The 20,557-nt window shown below is 72.1% G+C and carries 21 protein-coding genes, 1 tRNA gene and 1 pseudogene; 9 read left to right on the top strand and 14 right to left on the bottom strand.

The features are described from left to right. The first annotated feature begins 47 nt into the window (after nucleotides 1-47). Nucleotides 48-980, top strand: a complete 933-nt coding sequence (locus EAO71_RS21535; RefSeq protein ID WP_147979463.1) for a ketopantoate reductase family protein — start codon at nucleotides 48-50, stop codon at nucleotides 978-980. Nucleotides 981-1,255: 275 nt separating this feature from the next. Here EAO71_RS21535 and EAO71_RS21540 read toward each other — a convergent pair whose 3' ends face one another. Together EAO71_RS21540 and EAO71_RS21545 are read right to left on the bottom strand one after the other, a co-directional pair. Further along, on the bottom strand, nucleotides 1,256-1,873 hold the full coding sequence (locus EAO71_RS21540; protein WP_147979464.1) for a dihydrofolate reductase family protein: 618 nt from the start codon (nucleotides 1,871-1,873) through the stop codon (nucleotides 1,256-1,258). Continuing rightward, nucleotides 1,870-2,679, bottom strand: coding sequence for an alpha/beta fold hydrolase (locus EAO71_RS21545; protein ID WP_147979465.1), 810 nt, complete (start codon nucleotides 2,677-2,679; stop codon nucleotides 1,870-1,872). The genes EAO71_RS21540 and EAO71_RS21545 overlap by 4 nt, the downstream gene beginning before the upstream one ends. Before the next feature lie 137 nt (nucleotides 2,680-2,816). Here EAO71_RS21545 and EAO71_RS21550 point away from each other — a divergent pair, with 137 nt between their 5' ends. From EAO71_RS21550 to EAO71_RS21560, 3 genes and pseudogenes are all read left to right on the top strand, one after another. After that, a complete protein-coding gene (locus tag EAO71_RS21550; RefSeq protein ID WP_222723572.1) occupies nucleotides 2,817-3,425 on the top strand; it encodes a TetR/AcrR family transcriptional regulator in 609 nt (202 codons plus the stop codon). Nucleotides 3,426-3,505: 80 nt separating this feature from the next. Continuing rightward, a pseudogene (locus tag EAO71_RS21555) lies at nucleotides 3,506-3,709 on the top strand (alpha/beta fold hydrolase); the annotation flags it as partial. A 277-nt stretch (nucleotides 3,710-3,986) separates the two neighbouring features. After that, nucleotides 3,987-5,198, top strand: a complete 1,212-nt coding sequence (locus EAO71_RS21560; protein WP_147979467.1) for an FUSC family protein — start codon at nucleotides 3,987-3,989, stop codon at nucleotides 5,196-5,198. 48 nt (nucleotides 5,199-5,246) lie between these two features. Here the strand turns inward: EAO71_RS21560 and EAO71_RS21565 are convergent, their stop codons facing one another. The 6 genes from EAO71_RS21565 to EAO71_RS21590 form a co-directional block, all read right to left on the bottom strand. After that, a complete protein-coding gene (locus EAO71_RS21565; RefSeq protein ID WP_147979468.1) occupies nucleotides 5,247-5,723 on the bottom strand; it encodes an iron chaperone in 477 nt (158 codons plus the stop codon). A 137-nt stretch (nucleotides 5,724-5,860) separates the two neighbouring features. Next, complete coding sequence (locus EAO71_RS21570; RefSeq protein ID WP_147979469.1) at nucleotides 5,861-6,313, bottom strand: pyridoxamine 5'-phosphate oxidase family protein; 453 nt, start codon at nucleotides 6,311-6,313, stop codon at nucleotides 5,861-5,863. 174 nt (nucleotides 6,314-6,487) lie between these two features. Then, nucleotides 6,488-7,111 (bottom strand): VOC family protein, encoded by a 624-nt coding sequence (locus EAO71_RS21575; protein ID WP_147979470.1) that lies wholly within the window; start codon nucleotides 7,109-7,111, stop codon nucleotides 6,488-6,490. Beyond that, nucleotides 7,108-7,581, bottom strand: coding sequence for a helix-turn-helix domain-containing protein (locus tag EAO71_RS21580; RefSeq protein ID WP_147979471.1), 474 nt, complete (start codon nucleotides 7,579-7,581; stop codon nucleotides 7,108-7,110). The genes EAO71_RS21575 and EAO71_RS21580 overlap by 4 nt, the downstream gene beginning before the upstream one ends. Before the next feature lie 124 nt (nucleotides 7,582-7,705). After that, complete coding sequence (locus EAO71_RS21585) at nucleotides 7,706-8,116, bottom strand: VOC family protein (protein WP_147979472.1); 411 nt, start codon at nucleotides 8,114-8,116, stop codon at nucleotides 7,706-7,708. Between the two features lie 218 nt (nucleotides 8,117-8,334). Continuing rightward, nucleotides 8,335-10,158 (bottom strand): ABC transporter ATP-binding protein, encoded by a 1,824-nt coding sequence (locus EAO71_RS21590; RefSeq protein ID WP_147979473.1) that lies wholly within the window; start codon nucleotides 10,156-10,158, stop codon nucleotides 8,335-8,337. Nucleotides 10,159-10,377: 219 nt separating this feature from the next. On the opposite strand from EAO71_RS21590, the gene EAO71_RS21595 reads away from it, so the two are divergent. From EAO71_RS21595 to EAO71_RS21605, 3 genes are all read left to right on the top strand, one after another. Then, nucleotides 10,378-12,093, top strand: a complete 1,716-nt coding sequence (locus EAO71_RS21595; RefSeq protein ID WP_147979474.1) for an RICIN domain-containing protein — start codon at nucleotides 10,378-10,380, stop codon at nucleotides 12,091-12,093. 92 nt (nucleotides 12,094-12,185) lie between these two features. Beyond that, nucleotides 12,186-12,707 carry an SMI1/KNR4 family protein gene (locus tag EAO71_RS21600; RefSeq protein ID WP_261992266.1) on the top strand — a complete coding sequence of 174 codons (522 nt, stop codon included), beginning with the start codon at nucleotides 12,186-12,188 and terminating at the stop codon, nucleotides 12,705-12,707. 216 nt (nucleotides 12,708-12,923) lie between these two features. Next, nucleotides 12,924-13,544 carry a hypothetical protein gene (locus tag EAO71_RS21605; protein WP_147979476.1) on the top strand — a complete coding sequence of 207 codons (621 nt, stop codon included), beginning with the start codon at nucleotides 12,924-12,926 and terminating at the stop codon, nucleotides 13,542-13,544. Between the two features lie 394 nt (nucleotides 13,545-13,938). Here the strand turns inward: EAO71_RS21605 and EAO71_RS21610 are convergent, their stop codons facing one another. The 4 genes from EAO71_RS21610 to EAO71_RS21625 all read right to left on the bottom strand — a co-directional run bounded on the left by EAO71_RS21610 (nucleotide 13,939) and on the right by EAO71_RS21625 (nucleotide 18,156). Beyond that, the gene (locus tag EAO71_RS21610) at nucleotides 13,939-14,529 is read right to left on the bottom strand and encodes an SMI1/KNR4 family protein (RefSeq protein ID WP_147979477.1); all 591 of its coding nucleotides are present in this window, start codon (nucleotides 14,527-14,529) and stop codon (nucleotides 13,939-13,941) included. Nucleotides 14,530-14,709: 180 nt separating this feature from the next. Then, nucleotides 14,710-15,660 (bottom strand): sigma-70 family RNA polymerase sigma factor, encoded by a 951-nt coding sequence (locus EAO71_RS21615; RefSeq protein ID WP_187282777.1) that lies wholly within the window; start codon nucleotides 15,658-15,660, stop codon nucleotides 14,710-14,712. Between the two features lie 154 nt (nucleotides 15,661-15,814). Beyond that, a complete protein-coding gene (locus tag EAO71_RS21620) occupies nucleotides 15,815-17,017 on the bottom strand; it encodes an NAD(P)/FAD-dependent oxidoreductase (protein WP_147979479.1) in 1,203 nt (400 codons plus the stop codon). Between the two features lie 191 nt (nucleotides 17,018-17,208). Then, nucleotides 17,209-18,156 carry an NmrA/HSCARG family protein gene (locus tag EAO71_RS21625; RefSeq protein ID WP_147979480.1) on the bottom strand — a complete coding sequence of 316 codons (948 nt, stop codon included), beginning with the start codon at nucleotides 18,154-18,156 and terminating at the stop codon, nucleotides 17,209-17,211. A 497-nt stretch (nucleotides 18,157-18,653) separates the two neighbouring features. Here EAO71_RS21625 and EAO71_RS21630 point away from each other — a divergent pair, with 497 nt between their 5' ends. After that, nucleotides 18,654-18,842, top strand: coding sequence for a DUF6193 family natural product biosynthesis protein (locus EAO71_RS21630; protein ID WP_261992267.1), 189 nt, complete (start codon nucleotides 18,654-18,656; stop codon nucleotides 18,840-18,842). 119 nt (nucleotides 18,843-18,961) lie between these two features. Here the strand turns inward: EAO71_RS21630 and EAO71_RS21635 are convergent. Continuing rightward, nucleotides 18,962-19,035 (bottom strand) — tRNA-Pro (locus EAO71_RS21635). Nucleotides 19,036-19,218: 183 nt separating this feature from the next. Between EAO71_RS21635 and EAO71_RS21640 the strand changes: the two genes are divergently transcribed. Continuing rightward, entirely contained in the window at nucleotides 19,219-19,713 is a 495-nt protein-coding gene (locus EAO71_RS21640) for a DUF309 domain-containing protein (protein WP_147979481.1), read from the top strand. Here the strand turns inward: EAO71_RS21640 and EAO71_RS21645 are convergent. Then, complete coding sequence (locus tag EAO71_RS21645; protein WP_261992269.1) at nucleotides 19,690-20,325, bottom strand: LutC/YkgG family protein; 636 nt, start codon at nucleotides 20,323-20,325, stop codon at nucleotides 19,690-19,692. The two genes, EAO71_RS21640 and EAO71_RS21645, sit on opposite strands and share 24 nt — an antisense overlap. Between the last annotated feature and the right edge of the window lie 232 nt (nucleotides 20,326-20,557).

Here is a 20,557-nt window from a genome sequence, read left to right on the forward strand (position 1 = left end):
CTGCTCGACCCGCGTCCCCGTCCCCGTACAGAGAGAGGTCCCCACTCATGAAGATCCTGATCGTCGGCGCCGGAGCCACCGGTGGGTACTTCGGTGCGCTGCTCGCCCGCGCCGGGCAGGACGTCACGTTCCTGGTCCGCCCGGGCCGGGCCGCGGCGCTGCGCGAGCGCGGACTGCGGGTGGTGGGGCGCGACGAGGAATGGTCCCTGGAGCCGCGTCTGGTCACGGCCGACGCCCTGACGACGCCGTACGACCTGGTCCTGCTGTCCGTGAAGTCCACCGCCCTGGAGCAGGCGGTCGAGGACGTCGCCCCGGCCGTCGGCCCGGACACCGCGATAGTCCCGCTGCTCAACGGCCTGGCGCACGTCGAGGCCCTCAACGCCCGGTTCGGCGCCTCCGCCGTGCTCGGCGGTGTCGCCAAGGTGGTGACCACCCTCGACGACACGGGCGACATCCGGCGTCTCGCGCCGCTCGCCCATCTGACGATCGGCGAGCAGGACGGCTCGCGCTCGCCCCGGGTGGAGAAGATCGCGGCGGTCCTCGGCGAGGCGGGCATCGACGTCCTGGTGCCCGCGGACGTGCTCACCGCGATGTGGCACAAGTGGGTCTTCATCACCACCTTCGGCGCGGTCACCGGCCTGATGCGCGGCACGGTCGGCGAGGTCAACGCCGCTCCGGGCGGGCCGGATCTCGGCCCGGCCGTGCTCGCCGAGGCCGCCGCGGTGTCGGCCGCCGCGGGACATCCCGTCCCGGAGGCCGAGCGGAAGGCGACGCTGGCCGTCGTCAACGCCCCGGGCTCGCCCATGGTGCCCTCGCTCTACCGCGACCTGACGGCCGGTCGCCCCACCGAGGTGGAGCATCTCTTCGGCGACCTGGTCGAGCGGGCCCGCGCGCTGTCGGTACCCACGCCGCTGCTCGACCTGGCGACCCTGCACCTGCGGGTCCACCAGGCACGGGCGCTCGCGGCCGGCAGCCGCTGACATCGGACCGTGCGGCCTCCGGCCGGAGCGGACAGCCGCATCCGGCCGGTCGCGTCGCCGGTGGTCCGAGCCTGCGCCGGGGTCCTTGCCTGCGCCGGAGCCACGTAGCCGGGCCTGTAGTCCTCGCTCGGCCACCAGGGACCACGTAGCCCTGCCCTGCACCTGGGCACTGCTGAGGCCGACGTTCCGCCTCGACCTCTGCTCACAGGGGCGAAGGCCGCTGCGTGAAGCATGCCGCCGGGATGCCCGGGATGCCGCTCACGGCGCCGAACGCCTCATCCGGTGATCCGGTAGGTCACGTGGGTCACCTTCGGCGAGCCGACCGTGCGCACGGGCTCCAGGCGCAGTTCGGGGGAGACACCGTCGAGGAGGCGGTTGCCCGCCCCGAGGATCACCGGGGCCACGTGGAGTTCCAGTTCGTCCAGGAGCCCGGCGGCGAGGAACTGCCGTACGGTGTCGGCGCCCCCGGAGACCTGGACGTCCTTCTCCCCGGCGGCCTGGCGGGCGAGGGCCAGGGCTGATTCGGGGCCCTCGGTGACGAAGTGGAAGGTGGTGCCGCCCTGCCGTACCCACGGCTCGCGCGGGGTGTGGGTGAGGACGAACACGGGCGCGCGGAACGGCGGCGGATCGGGCCAGCCGGCCTCCCCCTCGTCGAACATGCGGCGGCCCATGATGTAGGCCCCGGCGCGCTCGAAGGTCGCCCGCACGATGTCGTCGTCCTGGTTGCCGCCGGTGCCTCCGGTCATGCTCTGGCGTTCCCGCCACGCCTCGGCCGCCTCGGCCCACTCGTGGATGCGCAGGCCGCCGTCGCCCAGGGGGTTTTGGGGGTGGGAGTTCGGGCCCGCGACGAAGCCGTCGAGGGACATGCCCAGGCTCGCGAATATCGTGCTCATGCTGCGTGCTCCCCGGAGAAGAAGGCGGCCAGGGCCGGGACCAGCGCCTCGGGGGTGATGGTGTGCTCCTCGCCCGGGAAGACCCGCAGGGTGAAGTTGTCGCCCGCCGCGGCGAGTTCCCGCGCGCCGGTCAGCATGTGGGACGCGCCCGCGTCGCCACTGCCGACGAGGACGGGCACGGTCACCGACGCCCAGCGGTCGACCGGGAGGGGATGTCCGGACATGGTGTCGCCCATGATCCGGCCGTCGTAGGGGAGGGTGTGGGCGACGGCTTCCATGTCGGCCCAGAACGGGGCCTGCCGCATGCCCGCGACGACCTCGTCGGGCAGGCCGACCGCCGCCGTCATGAAGTAGGCGGCGGCGTCCCCGTACGCCTCGCGGTCCACGAGCTCCGTCAGGTGCTCCACGTAGTCGGCGGGCAGCGACGGCCGGCTGTCGTCGGTGATGAACGGCGGCTCGTACAGCGCGAGGCGCGACACGGCGCCGCCCAGTGCGGCGGTCGCCTCCAGAGCGAGGACAGCACCCGAGGACATGCCGAAGGCCATGGCCGACCCGCCGGCAGGTCCCTGGATCAGCGCGTCGAGGTCCTCGATCTCGCGCCGCACGTCGTACGCCGGCGCGTCCCCGCTGTCCCCGCGGCCCCGGCGGTCGTAGGTGATCACCGTGAAGTGCTCGGCCAGCAGGCCGGCGAGTTCGGCGGAGGCGCCGCGGGTCATGAAAGCTCCGCCTACAAGCACCACCGCCGGTCCCGACCCCTGCTGCTCGAAGGCGATGGCCGTGCCGTCGGCTGAGAAGACCTTGTCCATGTGAAACCCCCATTGAAGAGCGGTGCAGAGCGGAAGCCCTACGATCTCGGAACTGGACGGTACAGTACTGCAATGGGTACTGGTCAGTCCAGTACTCTTCTCTGGAAGGGCGAGACCGGATGAAACAGGAGCCGAAGATGGACAGCAGGTCGGCACGCAAGCACCAGGCGATCATGGACGCCGCGACCACCGCGTTCCTGAACAAGGGGTACTCGGGGACGAGCATGGACGACATCGCCAAACTGGCAGCGGTGTCCAAGCAGACCGTCTACAAGCACTTCTCCGACAAGGAGAAGCTCTTCGCCGACATCGTCCTGGCCACCACCGACCGGCTCGACACCGAGATCGACCTGCTCGTCGGCATCCCGTTCGACGCCGACAACCTGGAAGAGAACCTGACCCGGCTCGCCCGCCAACTTCTGACCACCCTCACCCACCCCCGGGTGATCCAGCTGCGGCGCCTGATCATCGCCAACGCCGACGTCTTCCCCGACCTGGGCGCCGCCTGGTACGAGCGGGGCTTCGAACGAGGGCTCGCCACGCTGGCAGCAGCCTTCCAACGCCTGGCCGACCAAGGGCTGCTCCACATCGACGACGCACTCCTGGCCGCCAACCACTTCTCCGGCCTCCTGCTGTGGATCCCGGTCAACAAGGCCATGTTCACCGGACGAGCCCAGTACACCGAGGCCGACCTCGACCACCACGCCACCACCGGCACCCACGCCTTCCTCGCCGCCTACCGCTGACCCGCGCTGCGACGACTTGCCCCGACCGGACGAGCCCCTCAAGGATTCCCACGGCCCCGACCTGGTCCGAGCGCACCGCGGTGCGCGACGGCGTACGCATCTCCTGCCGCGACTGGGGCCGGTCGGGAACACCCGTCGTCCTGCTGCACGGCCTGGCCGGCCACGCCGGCGAATGGGACGCGGCGGCCCGGCACCTTCGTGCCCGGCACCGAGTCGTCGCTGTCGACCAGCGCGGCCACGGGGCCAGCGAGCGGCGCCCCCGCGACTGCACACGCGCTGCGTACGTCGCCGACGTCGTCGCCGTCCGTCCTGGCGCCGGGCGTCCCCGTGCCGCGCCGGAAGCCACGTGCCCTGGCCGGGTGCTCGTGCCGCGCCGCCGGCCGGGTGCCCGTGCCGTGCGGGGGAGCCCGTCCGGGCGTCCGGGTCCTCCGGGCGGGGCACCTGGTTCGGCGGCGGCAGAGCGGGAAAGGATGCGTCGTTCCGGACCCGTGACCGAAGGAGGCGCATGCCGCACCCCTCAGCCTCGTGCCCCGCGCCGCCGGGGCCGCGCCGGGAGCCGGCATGGGCTCGGTAGCCGAGGCGCTGCGGGAGGCGCCGGCCGCGCTGCAGCGCTGGCGGCGCGACCCCGTGGTCGTCCAGACGCTGCGGTCCACGGCCGCGGCCACGATCTCCTACGTCGTCGCCCTCTGGCTCAGCAGCGAACCCGCGCCCCTGACCGCCCCGCTCACGGCCCTGCTGGTCGTCCAGGTGACCCTGTACGCGACGCTCACCACGAGCCTGCGCCGGGTGAACGCCGTCGTGGTCGGCGTCGTCATCGCGATCGCGTTCAGCGTTCTCGTCGGTCTGACCTGGTGGAGCCTGGCCCTGGTCATCCTCGCCTCCCTCGTCGTCGGACGCTTCGTCCGGGTCGAGGAGTTCGTGCCCGAGGTGGCGATCAGCGCGATGCTCGTCCTGGGCGTCACCCAGGTCGCCAGCACGGCCTGGGACCGGGTCCTGGAGACGCTGATCGGCGCGGTCGTCGGCCTGCTCTTCAACGTCGTGCTCGTACCGCCCGTCTGGGTGGACACGGCCGGCGAGTCGATCGGGGACCTGGCCCGCCGGATGCGGCTGCTGCTGCTCGACGTCGGCGAACAGCTCACCGCGCCCGCCCCGGTCGAGCGGGTCGCGGCGCGGCTCCACGAGGCACGGCGGCTGGACAACGACATCGCCGACGTCGACGCGGCGCTGCGCCAGGCGGAGGACAGCCTCCGGTTCAACCCACGTGTGAAGGAAGGTTTCCTCCACCGCATCGTGCTGCGCACGGGTCTCGACACCCTGGAGATCTGCGCGGTGGTGGTGCGGGTGCTCACCCGCACGCTGACCGACCTGGCCAAGCGACGTCAGGGAGAGGTGCTCTTCCCCCAAGAGACCGGCCTCGCACTGGAGGAGACGGTGCAGCACCTCGCGGACACCCTCGTGAGCTTCGCCGTGCTCGTGACCTCGACGTCCACCGGGGGGTCCGCGGCGGCCGAGGCGCGGCTCGGCGCGGAGCTCGAGGCCGCCGCCACCGCCCGGCACCGCGCGGCGGGGCTGCTGTGGGAGCAGGCCCAGGCGGATCCCGGACTGTGGCATCTGTACGGGGCGATGCTGGCGGAGATCGACCGGGTCCTCGACGAGCTCGACCCGGACCATCGCGGGCGCCGGCTCATGGAGGAGCTGGACCGCCACGCCCGCGAGCAGCGGGCGCGGCGGCACCGCATCCGCTCCTTCGCCCGGCCCGGCGGCGGGTCGTAGGAGCGAGGGCGGGGCCGCCGCGCACCGGGAGCAGCGGGCGGCCCCGCCTCAGGACACCGCCCGCTTGATCAGGTCACCGACCCGTGCCTCGTCGGCACCGGTCAGGTCCGTCAGGGCGTAGCTGGTCGCCCACAGGGCGCCGTCGTCGAGCGCGGCCTGGTCGCTGAAGCCCAGCGTGGCGTAACGCGACTTGAACTTCTGCGCGCTCTGGAAGAAGAACACGACCTTGCCGTCCCTGGCGTAGGCCGGCATCCCGTACCAGAGCTTCGGCGTGAGATCCGGCGCGGCCGCCTTGGCGATGGCGTGGAGCCGCTCGGCGAGGACGCGGTCCGCCTCCGGCATCTCCGCGATCTTCGCCAGCACCTCGCCCTCGGTGTCCGCCGCGGCCCCGCGCGCGCCGCGGCGCGCGGTCTTCTTCAGCTCCTGCGCGCGCTCCTTCATCGCGCCGCGCTCGTCGTCCGTGAAGCCGTCGTACTTCTCGCCGGCGGTGCCGTTGCCCTCGGCGGACGTCCTGGTACTGGTCATGACGGGTTCCTCTCGTGCGTGGCGTGCTCGGAACGGTGCGGGGTTCGGGGTCCGCAGCCCCGGATCCCGAGGCCGGGGACGGGGTGCGGCGGCGGCTGCCCGGAGACCGACCGGTTGCGGGGCGGCTTCCGCGGCGGTCAGCCGAGCCAGCGGCCGTCGCGCATGAGGTCCCGGCCGCGGAGCTCGTTCGCCTCGCGCCAGGCCTGGACACGCCGCGGCCGGATCAGGAAGTACTGGTACGGCTCGTCCAGCTCGCGCGGGTCGAAGCCGGTCCTGGCGGCGAAGGCGTCGCCCGTCCCGGCGGCGAGGTCGGCGAGGTCGACCGGCTCGGCGGTGCCGTCCACGACGACGACGTCGCGCGTCGGGCCGAGACCGAGGCGTACGCGGCCGTCGGCCAGCAGGTTCCGGCCGGTGACCGAGGAGCGCGGAGTGGAGACGAGGAAGGCGTCCCCGTCCCAGAGGTACGAGAGCGGGATCAGGTGGACTCCCGGGGAGCCCGGCGTCGCGACCCAGACGTCGACGTCGCCCTCCAGCCTCGCGCGGGTGTCCCGCAGCCGCTCCTCGAGCCCCCGCGGCGGCGCGCCTGTCATGGTTCCTCCGGTCGTCGGTGGTGGAGAACCCCGCCGTGCGGCGGGGCTCGTCGTTCGGGTGGCCGGGCGGCCGCCGCCGCGGCGGCGGCCGGTGCGGCCCGCGGCGGCCCGCGGTGCCGGGCGGGCCGTGCGGCCGGATCGGTGGGCCGGGCCGGATCGGCCGTGCGAGCCGTGTCAGGCCGAGTGGGCCGGCTCCACGGCCTCCCAGGCGAAACCGTCCGGGTCCGAGAAGGCCCGGGCGGCGCCGGCGAGCGCGATCCGGTGCGAGCCGGTGCCCTCCTCCGGGACGCCGACGTCCTTCGCGAGCGCCCGCCGCCCGTACAGCGCGAGCTTCACGGGCGACGAGGGGGCGGCGAACTCGACGTACTTGCGGCCGAAGCTCTTGGCCACGACGAGGCCCTGCTCGACGTAGAAGCGCTTGCTCTCGGCCACGTCCGTGGCTCCCAGCAGGAGGACGAACTCGTCGATGCGCGGCTCGGCGGGGGCGGTGTTCTTCCGTGCCGACGTGGCGATCTTGCAGATCGTGCCGTCGGGGGCGCGGACGACGCCGCCGTAGCCCCAGAAGGACTTCGCGGCCGGCTTGAGCACCGTGGCGCCGGCGTCGACGGCCGCTGCGACGTAGTGGTCGACGACGGCCGGCTGCGACACCGTGAGGGCCAGGGCGAATCCGCGGAAGCCGGTGGTCTCCGCGTCCGAGGCCCGCAGGCGGACGTGCGCGTCCAGGCCGAAGGCGGTGTAGAAGCGGGCGGCGGCCGTGGTGTCGGCCACCTCGAGGGTGAGGGTTTCGATGGAGGTCATGTCGTCGACGCTAGTTTCTGCTCGGTGTCGGATGCTTCTCGATTCCTGACCGGTCGGCCGCCCCGCGCCGGCGGGTGCACCGCCGGGGCCGCCGCGCCGGCAGCCGCGTGGCGCCGGTAGGCGGCCGGTTCCACGCCGACCAGCTCGGTGAAACGGCTGCGGAAGACGCCATGCGACGGGCAGCCCACCGCGGCGGACACCTCGGTCTCGCCGAGACCGCCGCGCCGCAACAGGGCGGTGGCGTGCGCGACGCGGCGTGCCGTCAGGTAGCCGTACGGCGATCTGCCGTAGGCGAGCCGGAACTCACGGCTGAGGTGACCGGCCGCCATGTCCGCGCCGCGGGCCAGCTCCTCGACGTCCAGCGGGCGCGCGTACTCCCGGTCGATCCGGTCGCGGACGCGGCGCAGGTGCGCGAGGTCGCGCAGCCGCTGCGCGGCCAGCCGTGCGCGTTTCCATCCGGGATGACACATGCGGGATCCCCTTCTTCGACGTGCGCGGGTGACGGGTGCGGGCCGGAGCGGAACCCCGGCGGCCGGTGTCGTGCCGGGCACGACGCCGCGGCCGCCGGGGACACGCGGTCCCGGACCGGGCGGGTCAGCGGAGCTCTTGGATGCGGACCAGGTTGCCCGCGGGGTCGCGGAAGGCGCAGTCGCGCACGCCGTACGGCTGCTCGGTCGGCTCCTGGACGACCTCGACGTCCCCGGCCTGCACCTTCTCGAAGGTGCCGTCGAGGTCACGGGTGGCGAGGAGGATCCAGCCGTAGGTGCCCTTGGCCATCATCTCGGCGATGGTGCGGCGCTCGTCCTCGGTGATCCCGGGGTCGGCGGCCGGCGGCGCGAGGAGGATCGAGGTGCCGGGCTGGCCGACGGGGCCGACCGTGATCCAGCGCATCTTGCCCTGCCCGACGTCGCTGCGGACCTCGAAGCCGAGGACGTCGCGGTAGAAGGCGACGGAGGCGTCCGGGTCGTCGTGCGGAAGGGCGGTGGTGTGAATGGTGATGTCCATGACCGTCACGTTAGAGGCGCCGGGTGGCCGGCGCTTCTCGATTCCTGATCGGTCCGGCGGGCGTCCCACGGACGGCCCCGGCGGGTGTCCCGGTCCGGCCCCGCCGGCGCTCGCAGGTGCCCGGCAGGGCGGACGCCCGGGGTCCGGTCGCGGACGCCACGGGGTCCGCCGGCGGCCCCGGGGAGCGTGACGCCCGTCGCGCGTCACGCTCCCCGCCCTCAGTGGAGGTCGGCCGCCCGGGCGGTGGTGTCGTCGAGGAAGCCGCCCGACTGGTGCTGCCACAGCTTCGCGTAGGCGCCTTCGGCTTCGAGAAGCTCCTGGTGGGTGCCCTGTTCGATGATCCGTCCGCGGTCGAGGACGATGAGCCGGTCCATGGTGGCGACGGTGCTCAGCCGGTGTGCCACCACCAGCGCCGTCCGCCCCTCCATCAGACGCCACAGCGCGTCCTGCACCAGGATCTCGCTCTCGGAGTCGAGCGCGCTGGTCGCCTCGTCCAGCAGGAGGATCGGGGCGTCGCGCAGGATGGCACGGGCGAGGGCGACCCGCTGGCGCTGGCCACCGGACAGCTTGACGCCCCGTTCGCCCACCATCGTGTCGTAGCCGTCGGGGAGCGCCTCGACGAACTCCGAGACGTGCGCGGCCTCGGCGGCCCGCCGGATCTCGGCGTCGGTGGCGCCGGGCCGGGCGAACGCGATGTTGTCGCGCAGCGTGCGGTGGAACATGGCCGGGTCCTGGGGCACGTAGGCGATGAGACTGCGCAGGTCGGCCTGGCGCAGCCGGCTGATGTCCTGCCCGCCGACGAGGATCCGGCCGGCGTCGATGTCGGTCATCCGCAGCAACAGCCGGGTGAGCGTGGTCTTCCCGCCGCCGGACCGGCCGACGAGACCGATCTTCGTCCCGCTGGAAACGGCCAGGTCGAGGCCCTCGAAGAGCGGCTTCCCGCCGCCGTGCGCGAAGGTCACCCGCTCGAACCGTACGTCGGCGGCCCGGCGCACCAGCGGCTCGGGCGACGCCGGGTCACGCACCGTGGGCGGGTCCAGCAGCAGTTCGGTGAACTGAGCGGCCTCCGTCATCGAGCTCTCCAGACGGCGGTAGATCTGGTTGAACTCGAACATGATCCGGGTCGCGTTCGCGTAGTAGGTGAAGGCGACGACGACCGCCTCCACACCCTTGTTCCCCGCACCGAGCGACAGGGCGAGTACCAGCCCCAGCACGTTGGTCAGTACGGACATCGGCGCGACCAGCGTGTCGATGCGCAGGTTGCCGTAGTCCCACGAGCGCAGCGTGAGGCGCCGGGACTCCGCGACGCGGGACCGGTGCTCCGCGGCCTCACGGTCCTCGGCGGCGAACGACCGGACCGTGTCCATGTTCATCAGGCTGTCGGCGACGTGCCCGGACACCCGGGCGATCGCCTGCTCGCGCCGGGCGACGAGCGCCTGCCGGCGTCGGATGAGGGGGGCCACGCACAGCCCCGTGACGGCGATCAGCGCCAGCAGCCCGAGGACGAGCAGCGGGTCGTACTGCCACAGCACCACCGACGCGAACAGCAGCGGGACGAAGCTGCCGATGACCGAGAACGTCAGGGTGTCGACACAGTCCTCGAAGCGGGAGGCGAAGCTCAGGACGCGCTTGGTCAGGGATCCGGCGAAGTTGTCGTGGAAGAACGACGCGTCCTTGGCGAACAGTTCGTCCATGCCGATCACGTACAGGTGCTCGATACCCCGGGCGTCGAGGCGGTTGAGGCAGTGCAGCCCGACGCGCCACAGAGCCTCCGCGAGCAGCAGGACGCCCGCGAAGCCGAGGATGTACGGCAGCATCGGGCCGATGCCGCCGGCGCCTCCGTGGTCACCGGCGATCCGTCCGACGAGCTTGGCGACGACCAGCGGCGCGAGGTAGTGGATGCCGATGTTGCCGAGTGCGGGCAGCAGCATCGCCGGCACGGTCAGCCATCGGAGCCGGGCCAGTTCCCGCCCGTAGAAACGTAGTGCGAGGAGTACGGAACCCCTGCTGGGTAACCCTTCACCTGATGCGGACAATCCCATCCCAACCCTATGCAGTGGTGACAGTCGGTGAGGAAACGGAGTGTCCCGCAGGGACGTCGGCCGCGTCCAAGCCTTTTCCGGGAGTGGCCGATTCGGCTCCCCCGGGGCCGGCCGACGGGTCACCCACGGGCGGCCCGCGACCTCGCCCGACCCCTCTGACCTGTGAAGACCCCGTGAAAGAGATGATCATGACGGACCGGCAGCGGATACGCTCGCCGAATGAAACTCATGTTCGGACGAGGAAAACGTCTTGCCCAGTTGTCACTCGGAGCGGCCGTGGCCGCCTCCGTACTGCTCCCCGTCCAGCCCGCCCAGGCCGCCTCCGGCCTGGACCCGTTCACGGCGAACTTCAAGCTCACCCGCGTGGACGGCGACAAGACCGGTCTCATCGACTCCGCCGAGGCCGCGGGCGTCGCCAAGGCGTCCGTGACCGACGTCCTGGGCACCCGCACGGGCCGCCCGGGCCTCTGCCACGCCACCGGACTGAACGGCGCCCTCAAGCCCGACGGGTTCTGCTGGGACGACGAGGACGACCGGTCCAACTACGCCGACGCCGCCGGTGGCTGGATGCCGCAGGGCTTCGCCGGTTCGCATGCCGCCACCGCCGACGGGTTGTATGCGGGCCGCTCCCTCACGGTCACCTCCTGGTACCACGGCACGTACGTCTCGAACCGCACGCCGACGACCGTCGAGGACTACGCCCGGGTCTCGATCGCCGAATCCGCCGGCGGCCAGGTCAAGTACGGCCACATCGCGCTCGTGGAGCCGGTCAGCGGCAACTTCGAGCCGCTCCGGTGGAACTCGCACTCGGACGGCGTCGCCTGGTACGGCAACCGGCTGTTCGTGGCCAACGGCGCGGAGCTCCAGGTCTTCGACCTCACGCGCATGTGGCGGATGAACGACACCACGAGCGCCCTGACCCGCCTCGCGGCCGGCAAGACCTCGGCCCGGTTCCACCTCTGGGCGATGCCGCTCGTCGCCCGCTACAGCACCATCTCCACCGCCGCGGTCGACAACCCCGCCACGGCCTTCGTCAACAACAGCCCGCGCGCCTGCGGCCCGTCCGTCAACAGCGAGCTGTGCCTGAGCAGCCTGAGCATCGACCGGTCCGGCACGACTCCGGCACTGGTCTCGGTGGAGAACCGGAACGGCGCGGGCGCCCGCATCGTCCGCTGGCCGCTGTCGGCCCTCGGTACCGGCACCCCGACGACGGTGGCCTCGGAGATCACGGGCTACAGCTCACCCGTGTGGGGCATCCAGGGCACCGCCACGGACGGCACCAACTACTACATGAGCGGCACCTGCCCCACGTACTGGCCGGGCGGCACCGAGCTCTACTCCTGCATCCACGTGGCCAAGCCCGGCGAGGCCCCGCACGTGCTCACCCAGGCGCCGCAGCTGACCCAGGGCCTCTCCTGGGATCCCCACGCCAAGCGGCTCTGGGGCGCCAACGAGGCACTGGTCGACTCCAGCGGTCCGCGCCGGGTCGTCTTCAACATCGAGCCCGACGCCGGCAAGCCCGTCGACGGCTGGAGCTGGCTCACCAACTTCCACCAGGCGGGCTCCGTCTGCGCGACGCCCCAGGGCGACGCCACCGCCAACGGAACCCCGATCACCGTGTGGCCCTGCACGGGCGCGGACAGCCAGCGGTGGAAGTACGAGAACGGCCTGATCGTCCACCGGGCGAGCGGCAAGTGCATCACCCCTGAGGCGAACGGCGCCAACACCAACGGCGCGCTGCTGACCCTGTGGACGTGCAACCCGTCGAGCGATGTCCAGCGCTTCTCGCCGTCGGCCGACGGCAGCGCCGTCAACGCCTACGGCAAGGCCATCACGCCGAAGGGCAACTCCCTGGGCAACGGCGTCTGGTTGACCCTGTGGACCCAGGGCAGCCCCACCCCTGACGTCCAGGACTGGGTGATCAAGGGGTTCTAGAAACCCTGGCACCCGGACAGGACGCGGCCCGGCCCCGTGACGGGGTCGGGCTCCCGCACAGGTACCCGCCCGACGCGCCGAAGGACCCCGTGGTGACAACGCTTCGAGAGATCACAGCCCTGTTGGGCGAACCCCGGTTCAACTGGACGGATCCGGCTCCGTGGCTCGAGTTGGAGCAGGAACTCGGCATCGGGTTCCCTGCCGACTTCCGCGAGATCGTGGACGCCTACGGTTCGGTCGAGATCAACGACCAGCTGTACCTGATGCACCCCGCCGGCCATCTCCTGCACAGCCTGGGAAAGTTCGTCAGCGACGACCTCGACCTCTGGCGCGACGAGGACATGGTGGAGTTCCTGCCGAGTCCCGTGGGGGCGAACCCCGGGGAACTGATGCCGGTGGCCACCGCCACGACGGGCGAGGCGGTCTTCCTCCGCGTCCCCGAGGACCCGGCGTCGCCCTGGCGCGTCGTGGTCCAGGAGTTCGACAGTCCGGCCTGGACCCTCTACGAGATGACCTTCGGCGAGTGGCTGCTGGCCTACCTCAAGGGCAGGGACGTGACATTGTGCTCCCGCAACCGGGCGCCTGACGGTCCGTTCTACGCGTTCCTGCCGTAGGTCCCGTCCGGGCGTTTCCTTCGGATCGCGTGCCGTCGGTCCCGGTCCCATCCGTGTACACCGGACTTCGGTCAGGACTGCGCTCCGCGCTTTGACCGCAGGGCCGCGTCCGGGCCCTGTTTCTCACCACAACCTCCTGACCAGGAGGCTCACTTGTGTGTAGCGGTTGATCCGGCGCAGACGAAATCGTTTGACGGCGCCGGGAGAATGCCTGGCATGGGTACGGACATCAGCGGCTTCATCGAATATCGGGTGCCGCAGGACGATCAGGAGCCGACTTGGTACAGCGCACACGGCCTCAGCTCCCTCAACGATGTCCGTAACTACGACGCGTTCGGTTGTCTCTTCGGGGTCCGCAACTATGCGAACTTCCGCCCCTTGGCCGCGGGCAGGGGGTTTCCCGCCGACGCCTCGGCCGCCCTGGATGCACGGTTTGCCCAGCTGACCGAGTGGTACGGCGAAGACGGCTTTCACGGCACCACGTGGATCACGTGGGCCGAGGTGAAGGCCGTCGACTGGAACGAGCCCGCAGAGAAGCCCGACAGCCGGCTTCACCAATACCGACAGACGCCTAACGGGCTGGCGAAGACGGGCAAAGCGTCCTGGAATGGCGACGCATTCGCCGAGGCTGTCGGTCTCCAACCTGGTGAGGTTCGGGAGTGGCCCGAAGGGAGTGAATGGCTCGTCGGGGACACGCTCTACAGATCCGTCACCATCTGCCGCAAAGATGCCGTCACCGAGACCGGCGAGTGGCAACCAGTCTGGAAAGCCATGAAGGAACTCGCAGAACAGCACGGTGACGACAACGTGCGGCTCGTCGTGTGGTTCGACGACTGAGCAGGCAACTGGCACCGCGCATCGCCGCTGGACTCCCCTTCCGGATCATCTCGCGGACCAGATGAAGATCGCGGTGATACGAAGTCCGGCGAGGTAGATGGTGGCGGCCTTGGCATAGTGGGTGGCGATGCCCTCCCAGCCTCAGCCACACCACTCCACCCTCACTTCCAGTGTCTCGGCCGGGAGCTTCCACTCGAACACTCTTCTACTCCCCCTCGCACCGAACCGACACCGCGCGACACGGTACGGCCCTTGCCGCGTTGAAGGCTCGTCCAACCCCTATGCCTCCCATCTGCTCGCGTGGTGACCGCAAGGAACGACCTAGTTCGTACGAGGCCGGGGTGTTGCCGATCTTGATGGTCTTGCCGGGGCCCGGCCAGACCATCAAGGCACCCTAGGCGTCCGGGAACCAGTCGCGTCCCCGGGCCCAGTGGGCCGCCCAGCCCGTGAAGCCCGGGACGCCGGGCATCAGGGCGTCGGGCGACTGGGAGCCGAAGGGCATCGCGCCCTCGCCGGCGATCTGCCAGACGTGACCACGCTGCGGGCCGGTGACGATCAGGTGCCAGTACATGCCGCAGCCGTCGGTGCCCAGCAGCAGCGAACCGTGGTCGAACACGGGGGCTGTCCTGGCCTCGAACTCCTCTGCCGACAGCGGCGTCTCGTCCTCGTCCGCCTCCCACAGCCATGCCGCCGTGAGCGGGAAGGGCTCGGCGAGCAGGCGTTCGGGCCGGCCCGCCCCCCAGTCGGAAGGCGTTTCCGTGAGGGGCAGCAGACCGTAGTAGGGCGGTCCGGCGCGCAGGCCGTCGCAGATCTCCGCCACGAACGTGCGGTACGGCTCCGGGAGCACGACGCCGTGCTCCGCCTCGAAGGACCGCACCGCCTCCCATCCGGCCGGGGGCGCCGCCTCGGGGCGGGACACGAAGATCTCCCGGAGGGCGGCCAGCTCGACGGGGTCGCAGGTTTCCGTGTTCATGCCGGTCATCATGCAAGATCCGGGGCGGCCGAGAACAACACGGGCATCCCCGTCCCGGGGGCCACCCCACCCGGCACGGTCAGTTGGTCGTCTGGTCACGCGCTCCGGTGCGCGACTCGTGCGCGTTCTGGCCGCGGGAGCTGGTCCCATGACGGGCTGAGAAGCCTGCGCTTCCGCCCGTTCGACCTCCGGTCACCACTGGCTCATGAGCGGCGCGTCCGGTTCGTGCTGACGCCAGGCTTCGGCGAGGCGGAGGAGGCGACTGGGGGCGGCGATGCCGCGCACGGTGGCGATCCTGCCGTCGGTGAGATCGAACGTCACGGCGCCGACGACCCGGTCGCCGGGCACGAAGAGGATGGCGGGGGCACCGTTGACCAGCGCGTAGTGGACGGCAGACGTGCCGCCGGCGAGTCGCCGCTTCGCGGGCGTGGGCTTGAAGCCGGCCCTTGCGATGGCCGCGATGCGCTGCGGTGTGTCGTAGCGCAGCAGTTTTCGGCTCAGGCCGGCGCCGTCGGAGATCGCGGTGGCGTCGTCGGTGAGCAGCGCGACCAGCCGTTCGATGCGGCCCGAGGTGGCCGCGGCGAGGAATTCCTCGACGATCCTGCGGGCGGACGCCGGGTCGACTTCGCCGCCGCGGCGCGCGGCGGTGATGCGGTGCCGGGCGCGGTGGAGGTGCTGTTGGCTGGCGGACTCGGTGATGTCGAGGATCTCGGCGACCTCGGCGTGGCTGTAGGAGAACGCTTCGCGCAGGACGTAGACGGCGCGCTCTTGGGGGGACAGGCGCTCCATGAGGGTCAGCACGGCCAGGGACACCGACTCGCGCTGCTCGAAGGTGTCGGCAGGTCCGAGCATCGGGTCACCGTCGAGGAGCGGTTCGGGCAGCCAGGCGCCCACCGTGCGTTCGCGGCGGACCTGTGCCGAGCGGAGCCGGTCGAGGCACAGGTTCGTGACGACCTTGGTCAGCCATGCCTCCGGCACCCTGATCCGCTGCCGGTCGGCGGCCTGCCAGTGCAGGAACGCGTCCTGCACGATGTCCTCGGCGTCGGCGGCGGACCCCAGCAGCCGGTACGCCAGCGAGGCCAGCCGGTTGCGACCGGCGTCGAACCGGCCGGCGTCGAAGCGATCAACGGCGGTGCTGTCCATGCGGATCACCCTAGGGGTGTCTTGTCGATCAGACCGGACGGGCGAGGGGCTTCCTGGGGTTGCGATCCAAGGCGGAGGTGGGGGCCCGCCCACGCCGCCAGGCTGTAGGGGGAGGCCCGGGCGGACGGCGCACCTTTCGCAACACCCCTGGGCGCTACGCGACCGCTTTCTCGGCGGATGCCACCGGCGAGAAGACGGCCAGGTGGCGCTTGCGCCTGGGCAGGCCGAAGGTCGGGTGCGAGGTGGTCCACAGGGACATCCCGAGGATGCCCGCCTTGATCCGTGCGGCCTTCCGGCCGCCCAGGTACTTCGGCTTCGCCCGCCCCTCGTCGTCGACCATCTGCAGGATCCCGTCCCGCCGACCGAGGCTGATGTGGTTGCCGTGGTACTCCAGCCTGACGTTCGGAATCTTGCGGCCGCTCAGGCGTCCCACGACCGCGGCCGTGGCCTGCATGCCGGTGTAACCGGCCGAGGCGCAGGACATCGGCAGCGGCCGGCCGTTGTCGCCGATGGCGTGGACGCTGTCACCGACGGCGTAGACGTTCGGGTGCGAGAGCGACCGCATGGTGCGATCGACGACGATCCGGCCTTCCTCAGTGACCTCAAGACCGCCGACGGCGGCGAGGGAGCTGACCGCGAACCCGGCCGTCCACACGGTCGCGTCGGACGCCAGGACGGTGCCGTCGGCGCACAGCACCCGTGTCGCCTCGACGGCTTCGACGTCGGTGTGCTCCAGGACGGCGATGTCCAGCCGGCCGCAGGCCCGGCGCAGGTGGCCACGGGCCCCGGCGGAGAGCGCGGCGCCCAGCTCACCCCGGGCGACCAGTGTCACCGACAGGCCCGGCCGGGATTCGGCGATCTCGGTGGCGGTCTCGATGCCGGTCAAGCCGTCGCCGACGACCAGCACTTCCCCGCCTTCGTCCCGCCTGCCCAGGCTGTCCAGGCGTTCGCGCAGGCGCAGCGCGGCCGGACGAGCGGTCACGTGGTAGGTGTGCTCGGCGACGCCGGGGACACCGTGGTCGGCGGCATGGCTGCCGAGAGCGTAGAGAAGCGTGTCGTAGCCGAGCTCGGCTCCCCCTTCGGCGTCGGCCACGGCGACGACCTGGCGCTCGGGGTCGACGGCGGTGACACGGGCCAGGCGCAGCCGGATCGCGGTGCCGGCGAAGACGTCGGCGAGCTGTGGAGCCGCGACCTCCTGGCCGGCCGCGAGCTGGTGCAGCCGCAGCCGCTGGACGAAGTACGGCTCGGCGTTGACCACGGTGATCTCGGTGTCCGCCGGGGACAGCCGACGGGCCAGCGTCCCGGCCGCGTATGCCCCGGCATAGCCGGCTCCGAGGACGACGATGCGGTGCTTCATGTGATTGCTCCTGTCGGTTCGCTTGCTCCCGCCGGCTTGAGCGGAGCAGCGACTCGATTGCTGACAGGAACCGCACGTGACGTGCGTCACATGACGCGGGCGGGCCTGGCCGACGAGGCCGGCGCACACGGTCCGGCGACAGGCTGGGCGGCCTCGACAGCCGCCGGCACAACCGGCGGTGCTCGCAGCCCTCAGCTCCAGTGGAACTTGTCCCGGTGTGCGGCCAGCCAGGTGGAGAAGTCCTGGAGGGCCGGGTTGAGGGCGCGGACGGCGTCGAGGTCGCGGGCGCCCGTGAAGCGGGCCTCGCAGTCGGCGTAGAACTGGAACATGTTGCCCGCCTCGTCGGCGCCCGGGAATCCCAGGGCACGGAAGGCGTCCGGCGCCAGGGGCCGGTAGCGGACGGGCTGTCCGAGTGCCTCGGACAGGGCCGCGGCCATGTCGGCGACGGGCAGGTGCTCGCCCGCGATGCTGACGGTGGCGGGGATGAAGTCGGTGCCGCGCTTGAGGATGGCGAGCGCGGTCTTGCCGATGTCGTCCACGGCGATGCCGGAGAGCCTGCTGTCGCCCATCGGGAAGTTCAGCTCGAAGGCGCCGTCCTCGCCTCGCTGCGGGGCGAACGCCCCGAACAGGTTCTCCCAGAAGAACGTCGTGCGCAGGAAGGTGGTCGGTACGCCGTCGTCGGTGAAGTAGCGGTCGGCCTCGGCCTTGCCGTCGAAGTGGGGGACCTTGTAGGAGTCCTGGAGCGTGGGCATCCGTTCGTCGTCCAGCGGAATGCACTCGCGGGTGTCCTCCAAGGTGGACCAGATGGCGTGCTGCACACCCGCCCGCGACGCCGCCCGGGACAGGGCCGCCGCCTGGGCCTTCTCGTGGGCCGCGTCCATGTCCTCCCAGAAGTTCGTCACCAGGTAGGCCCCGTACGCGCCCTCGAGTGCGGCGACCAGGCTCTCCTCGTCGTCCAGATCGGCACGGACCACCTCGACCCCGAGCCGTTCCCACTCCTTGGCGCGGTCCGAGTCCGGCCGACGCGTCACCGCGCGGACCACGAAGCCGCTGTCCCGGTCCGCGAGGATCGCGCGGGCGAGTGAGCCTCCCTGGTTCCCCGTCGCGCCGAAGACGGTGACGGTTCGCTGCTCGGTCATCGCCGCACTCACTCCCTGCTTCCTTCGGCACGTTCCGCGCCCGGCCGGGCACATTTCGCTGCGCAGCCTACGTCCGCGGGGCAGACCCCGACCGGCGGTACACGCCGACCCGGCCCGGATGGACGTACCTTTCGGCGGCGGAGGCGGGCGCCTTCCACCCGCCGTCCCGCCGGGCGGCCGCGGACACACCGCACGCGGAACACGGGGGCGCCGACGTGGCGACGCCGGGCCGACCAAGCCTCGTGCCACCCTTGCCGCCCAGGGTGGTTGCCGCCGTCCGACCGGCGCCGACCTCCCTGGTCCCGTCCGGTCCCCCCGACTGATCGCCGTACCCTGTCCCTCACCCTGGGCGGAATGCCGGACAGCCGCGGTGAGGCCGGGCATGGGAACACGCCGGAAGCCGCTGTGGCGGCCTTCCGTGAAGCAGCGGTACTCGGTGCCCAGTTCAACGTGAGGCATGAGGACGACGACCGCCCGCGGGTGCGGGCGGAACCGGAATGCCGGCCGCCCATGTCGGGGGGCAGGTCCGTCCGCGAGGTGCTGACGGACGGTTCCGGGTGCGCGGACCCAAGGGCGTGGGGTCCGTCGGCAGGGCGGGGACCCTGGAGGAGGCGTTCGCGCTGGTCGTCGCCAACCTCCCGGAGGAGTGCGGGCCGGCCGTGCTCGGAGGCGCGGGCCGGGTCTGACCGCGAGTGCGAGGTGACGCGGCACCGCGGTCGGCGGTGTTCACCCACCAGGACCAGGAACGAGTCAGGGGCCGTCTCAGATCTCTCTGAAACGGCCCCTGACCTGCGACTCTTTCGAGTCGGGACGACAGGATTTGAACCTGCGACCCCTTGACCCCCAGTCAAGTGCGCTACCAAGCTGCGCCACGTCCCGATGCCCGTCGTTCCGGGGTCTCCCCCGGTGTCGGCGTGCAAGAGAACATTACCTCACTCCGCGCGACGGATGGACGCGTGGGCTCGCTTCGCGTCGGCCGTCGGGGTGGCGGCGCCGCAGGTGGCGGCCGGGGTCGTGGTCCCGGTACGGGTGTGGCGCGTGCCTCCGGGGGACAATGGGGGCGTGGACAGGACGCGAAGGGACCGGGACGAGGAGGGGCGGGCGCGGAGTGCGCGCCCCCGGGACGGGCTCGGGCGGCCGTTGCCGTACGGCGCCGAGGGCGTCGAGCGGCAGCCCGAGGGAGTCGAACGCAGTCCGGCGGAGACGCTCGGCGAGGCGCAGCGGCTGCTCGACGCGGGGATGCCGTTCCACGCGCACGAGGTGTTCGAGGACGCGTGGAAGAGCGGGCCCGCCGGCGAGCGGGACCTGTGGCAGGGGCTGGCCCAGTTGGCGGTCGGGCTCACGCACGCGGCGCGCGGCAACGCCACGGGGGGCGCCCGGCTGCTGCGGCGCGGCGCCGACCGGATCGGCGCGCCCGATCCGGTCCGGCAGGCGGCCGTGTACAGCATCGACGTCGCCGGACTGGTCTCCTGGGCGCGGGAGTTGGCCGGTCGGGCCGACCGGGTGCGGGACGCGGCGGCCGAGGCGCCGCGGCTACGCGTCGGCCTCGTGGACTAGGACCACTTCCAGGGTCCGGGGGCCGTGGACGCCCTCGACGCGGTCGAGTTCGATGTCGCTGGTGGCCGACGGGCCGGAGATCCAGGTGAGCGGGCGGGTGGGGTCGAGCCGGGTGAGGGCCTGCGGCACGGAGGCCACGACCTGGTCCGGGACGCGTACGACGCAGATGTGGTGGTCGGGGACGAGGGTGATCCGGCGGCGGCCCTGGCCTGGTCCGCCGTCGAGGACGAGCGTCCCGGTCTCGGCGACGGCCACCGCGCAGCCGGTGACGACGCTGTCGACGGCGTCGAGTTCGTGCGGCGACGATGCGGCCCGGTCGTGGATGCGGGTGATGTCGATCCGGGTGACGTCGGCGCGCGGCAGCCACTGGTGGGGCAGTCCGGACGGGATGAGGACGGTGTTCGCCCCGCGTTCGGCGAGGAGCCGCAGGAGCAGGGCGGGAAGGCCGTCGGGGTCGGTGCGGTGGACGAGGGCGCGGCAGTCGGCCAGGTTGGCGTGGAGCAGGTCGACGAGGGCCGCGGGGTCGTCGGGCGCGTGGCTCCGCAGGTACGCGCGCTCCGCCTCGGGGGCCGGGGGCGCGGCGGAGACGGCGTCCCGGACCCGGGCGAGGATCCGCTCGCGCGCGGAGCCCGGTTCGGCGGCGGGAAGGCCGTCGGGGTCGGTGCGGTGGACGAGGGCGCGGCAGTCGGCCAGGTTGGCGTGGAGCAGGTCGACGAGGGCCGCGGGGTCGTCGGGCGCGTGGCTCCGCAGGTACGCGCGCTCCGCCTCGGGGGCCGGGGGCGCGGCGGAGACGGCGTCCCGGACCCGGGCGAGGATCCGCTCGCGCGCGGAGCCCGGTTCGGCG

Source organism: Streptomyces sp. MS191, assembly GCF_008042125.1.
GTDB lineage: Bacteria > Actinomycetota > Actinomycetes > Streptomycetales > Streptomycetaceae > Streptomyces.

What these genes read in the sequence shown, in the direction of transcription:
- EAO71_RS21535 (WP_147979463.1), top strand. Translation starts at nt 48, where the DNA reads ATGAAGATCCTGATCGTCGGCGCCGGAGCCACCGGTGGGTACTTCGGT.
- EAO71_RS21540 (WP_147979464.1), bottom strand. Translation starts at nt 1,873, where the DNA reads ATGAGCACGATATTCGCGAGCCTGGGCATGTCCCTCGACGGCTTCGTC.
- EAO71_RS21545 (WP_147979465.1), bottom strand. Translation starts at nt 2,679, where the DNA reads ATGGACAAGGTCTTCTCAGCCGACGGCACGGCCATCGCCTTCGAGCAG.
- EAO71_RS21550 (WP_222723572.1), top strand. Translation starts at nt 2,817, where the DNA reads ATGGACAGCAGGTCGGCACGCAAGCACCAGGCGATCATGGACGCCGCG.
- EAO71_RS21560 (WP_147979467.1), top strand. Translation starts at nt 3,987, where the DNA reads ATGGGCTCGGTAGCCGAGGCGCTGCGGGAGGCGCCGGCCGCGCTGCAG.
- EAO71_RS21565 (WP_147979468.1), bottom strand. Translation starts at nt 5,723, where the DNA reads ATGACCAGTACCAGGACGTCCGCCGAGGGCAACGGCACCGCCGGCGAG.
- EAO71_RS21570 (WP_147979469.1), bottom strand. Translation starts at nt 6,313, where the DNA reads ATGACAGGCGCGCCGCCGCGGGGGCTCGAGGAGCGGCTGCGGGACACC.
- EAO71_RS21575 (WP_147979470.1), bottom strand. Translation starts at nt 7,111, where the DNA reads ATGACCTCCATCGAAACCCTCACCCTCGAGGTGGCCGACACCACGGCC.
- EAO71_RS21580 (WP_147979471.1), bottom strand. Translation starts at nt 7,581, where the DNA reads ATGTGTCATCCCGGATGGAAACGCGCACGGCTGGCCGCGCAGCGGCTG.
- EAO71_RS21585 (WP_147979472.1), bottom strand. Translation starts at nt 8,116, where the DNA reads ATGGACATCACCATTCACACCACCGCCCTTCCGCACGACGACCCGGAC.
- EAO71_RS21590 (WP_147979473.1), bottom strand. Translation starts at nt 10,158, where the DNA reads ATGGGATTGTCCGCATCAGGTGAAGGGTTACCCAGCAGGGGTTCCGTA.
- EAO71_RS21595 (WP_147979474.1), top strand. Translation starts at nt 10,378, where the DNA reads ATGAAACTCATGTTCGGACGAGGAAAACGTCTTGCCCAGTTGTCACTC.
- EAO71_RS21605 (WP_147979476.1), top strand. Translation starts at nt 12,924, where the DNA reads ATGGGTACGGACATCAGCGGCTTCATCGAATATCGGGTGCCGCAGGAC.
- EAO71_RS21610 (WP_147979477.1), bottom strand. Translation starts at nt 14,529, where the DNA reads ATGATGACCGGCATGAACACGGAAACCTGCGACCCCGTCGAGCTGGCC.
- EAO71_RS21615 (WP_187282777.1), bottom strand. Translation starts at nt 15,660, where the DNA reads ATGGACAGCACCGCCGTTGATCGCTTCGACGCCGGCCGGTTCGACGCC.
- EAO71_RS21620 (WP_147979479.1), bottom strand. Translation starts at nt 17,017, where the DNA reads ATGAAGCACCGCATCGTCGTCCTCGGAGCCGGCTATGCCGGGGCATAC.
- EAO71_RS21625 (WP_147979480.1), bottom strand. Translation starts at nt 18,156, where the DNA reads ATGACCGAGCAGCGAACCGTCACCGTCTTCGGCGCGACGGGGAACCAG.
- EAO71_RS21630 (WP_261992267.1), top strand. Translation starts at nt 18,654, where the DNA reads ATGCCGGCCGCCCATGTCGGGGGGCAGGTCCGTCCGCGAGGTGCTGAC.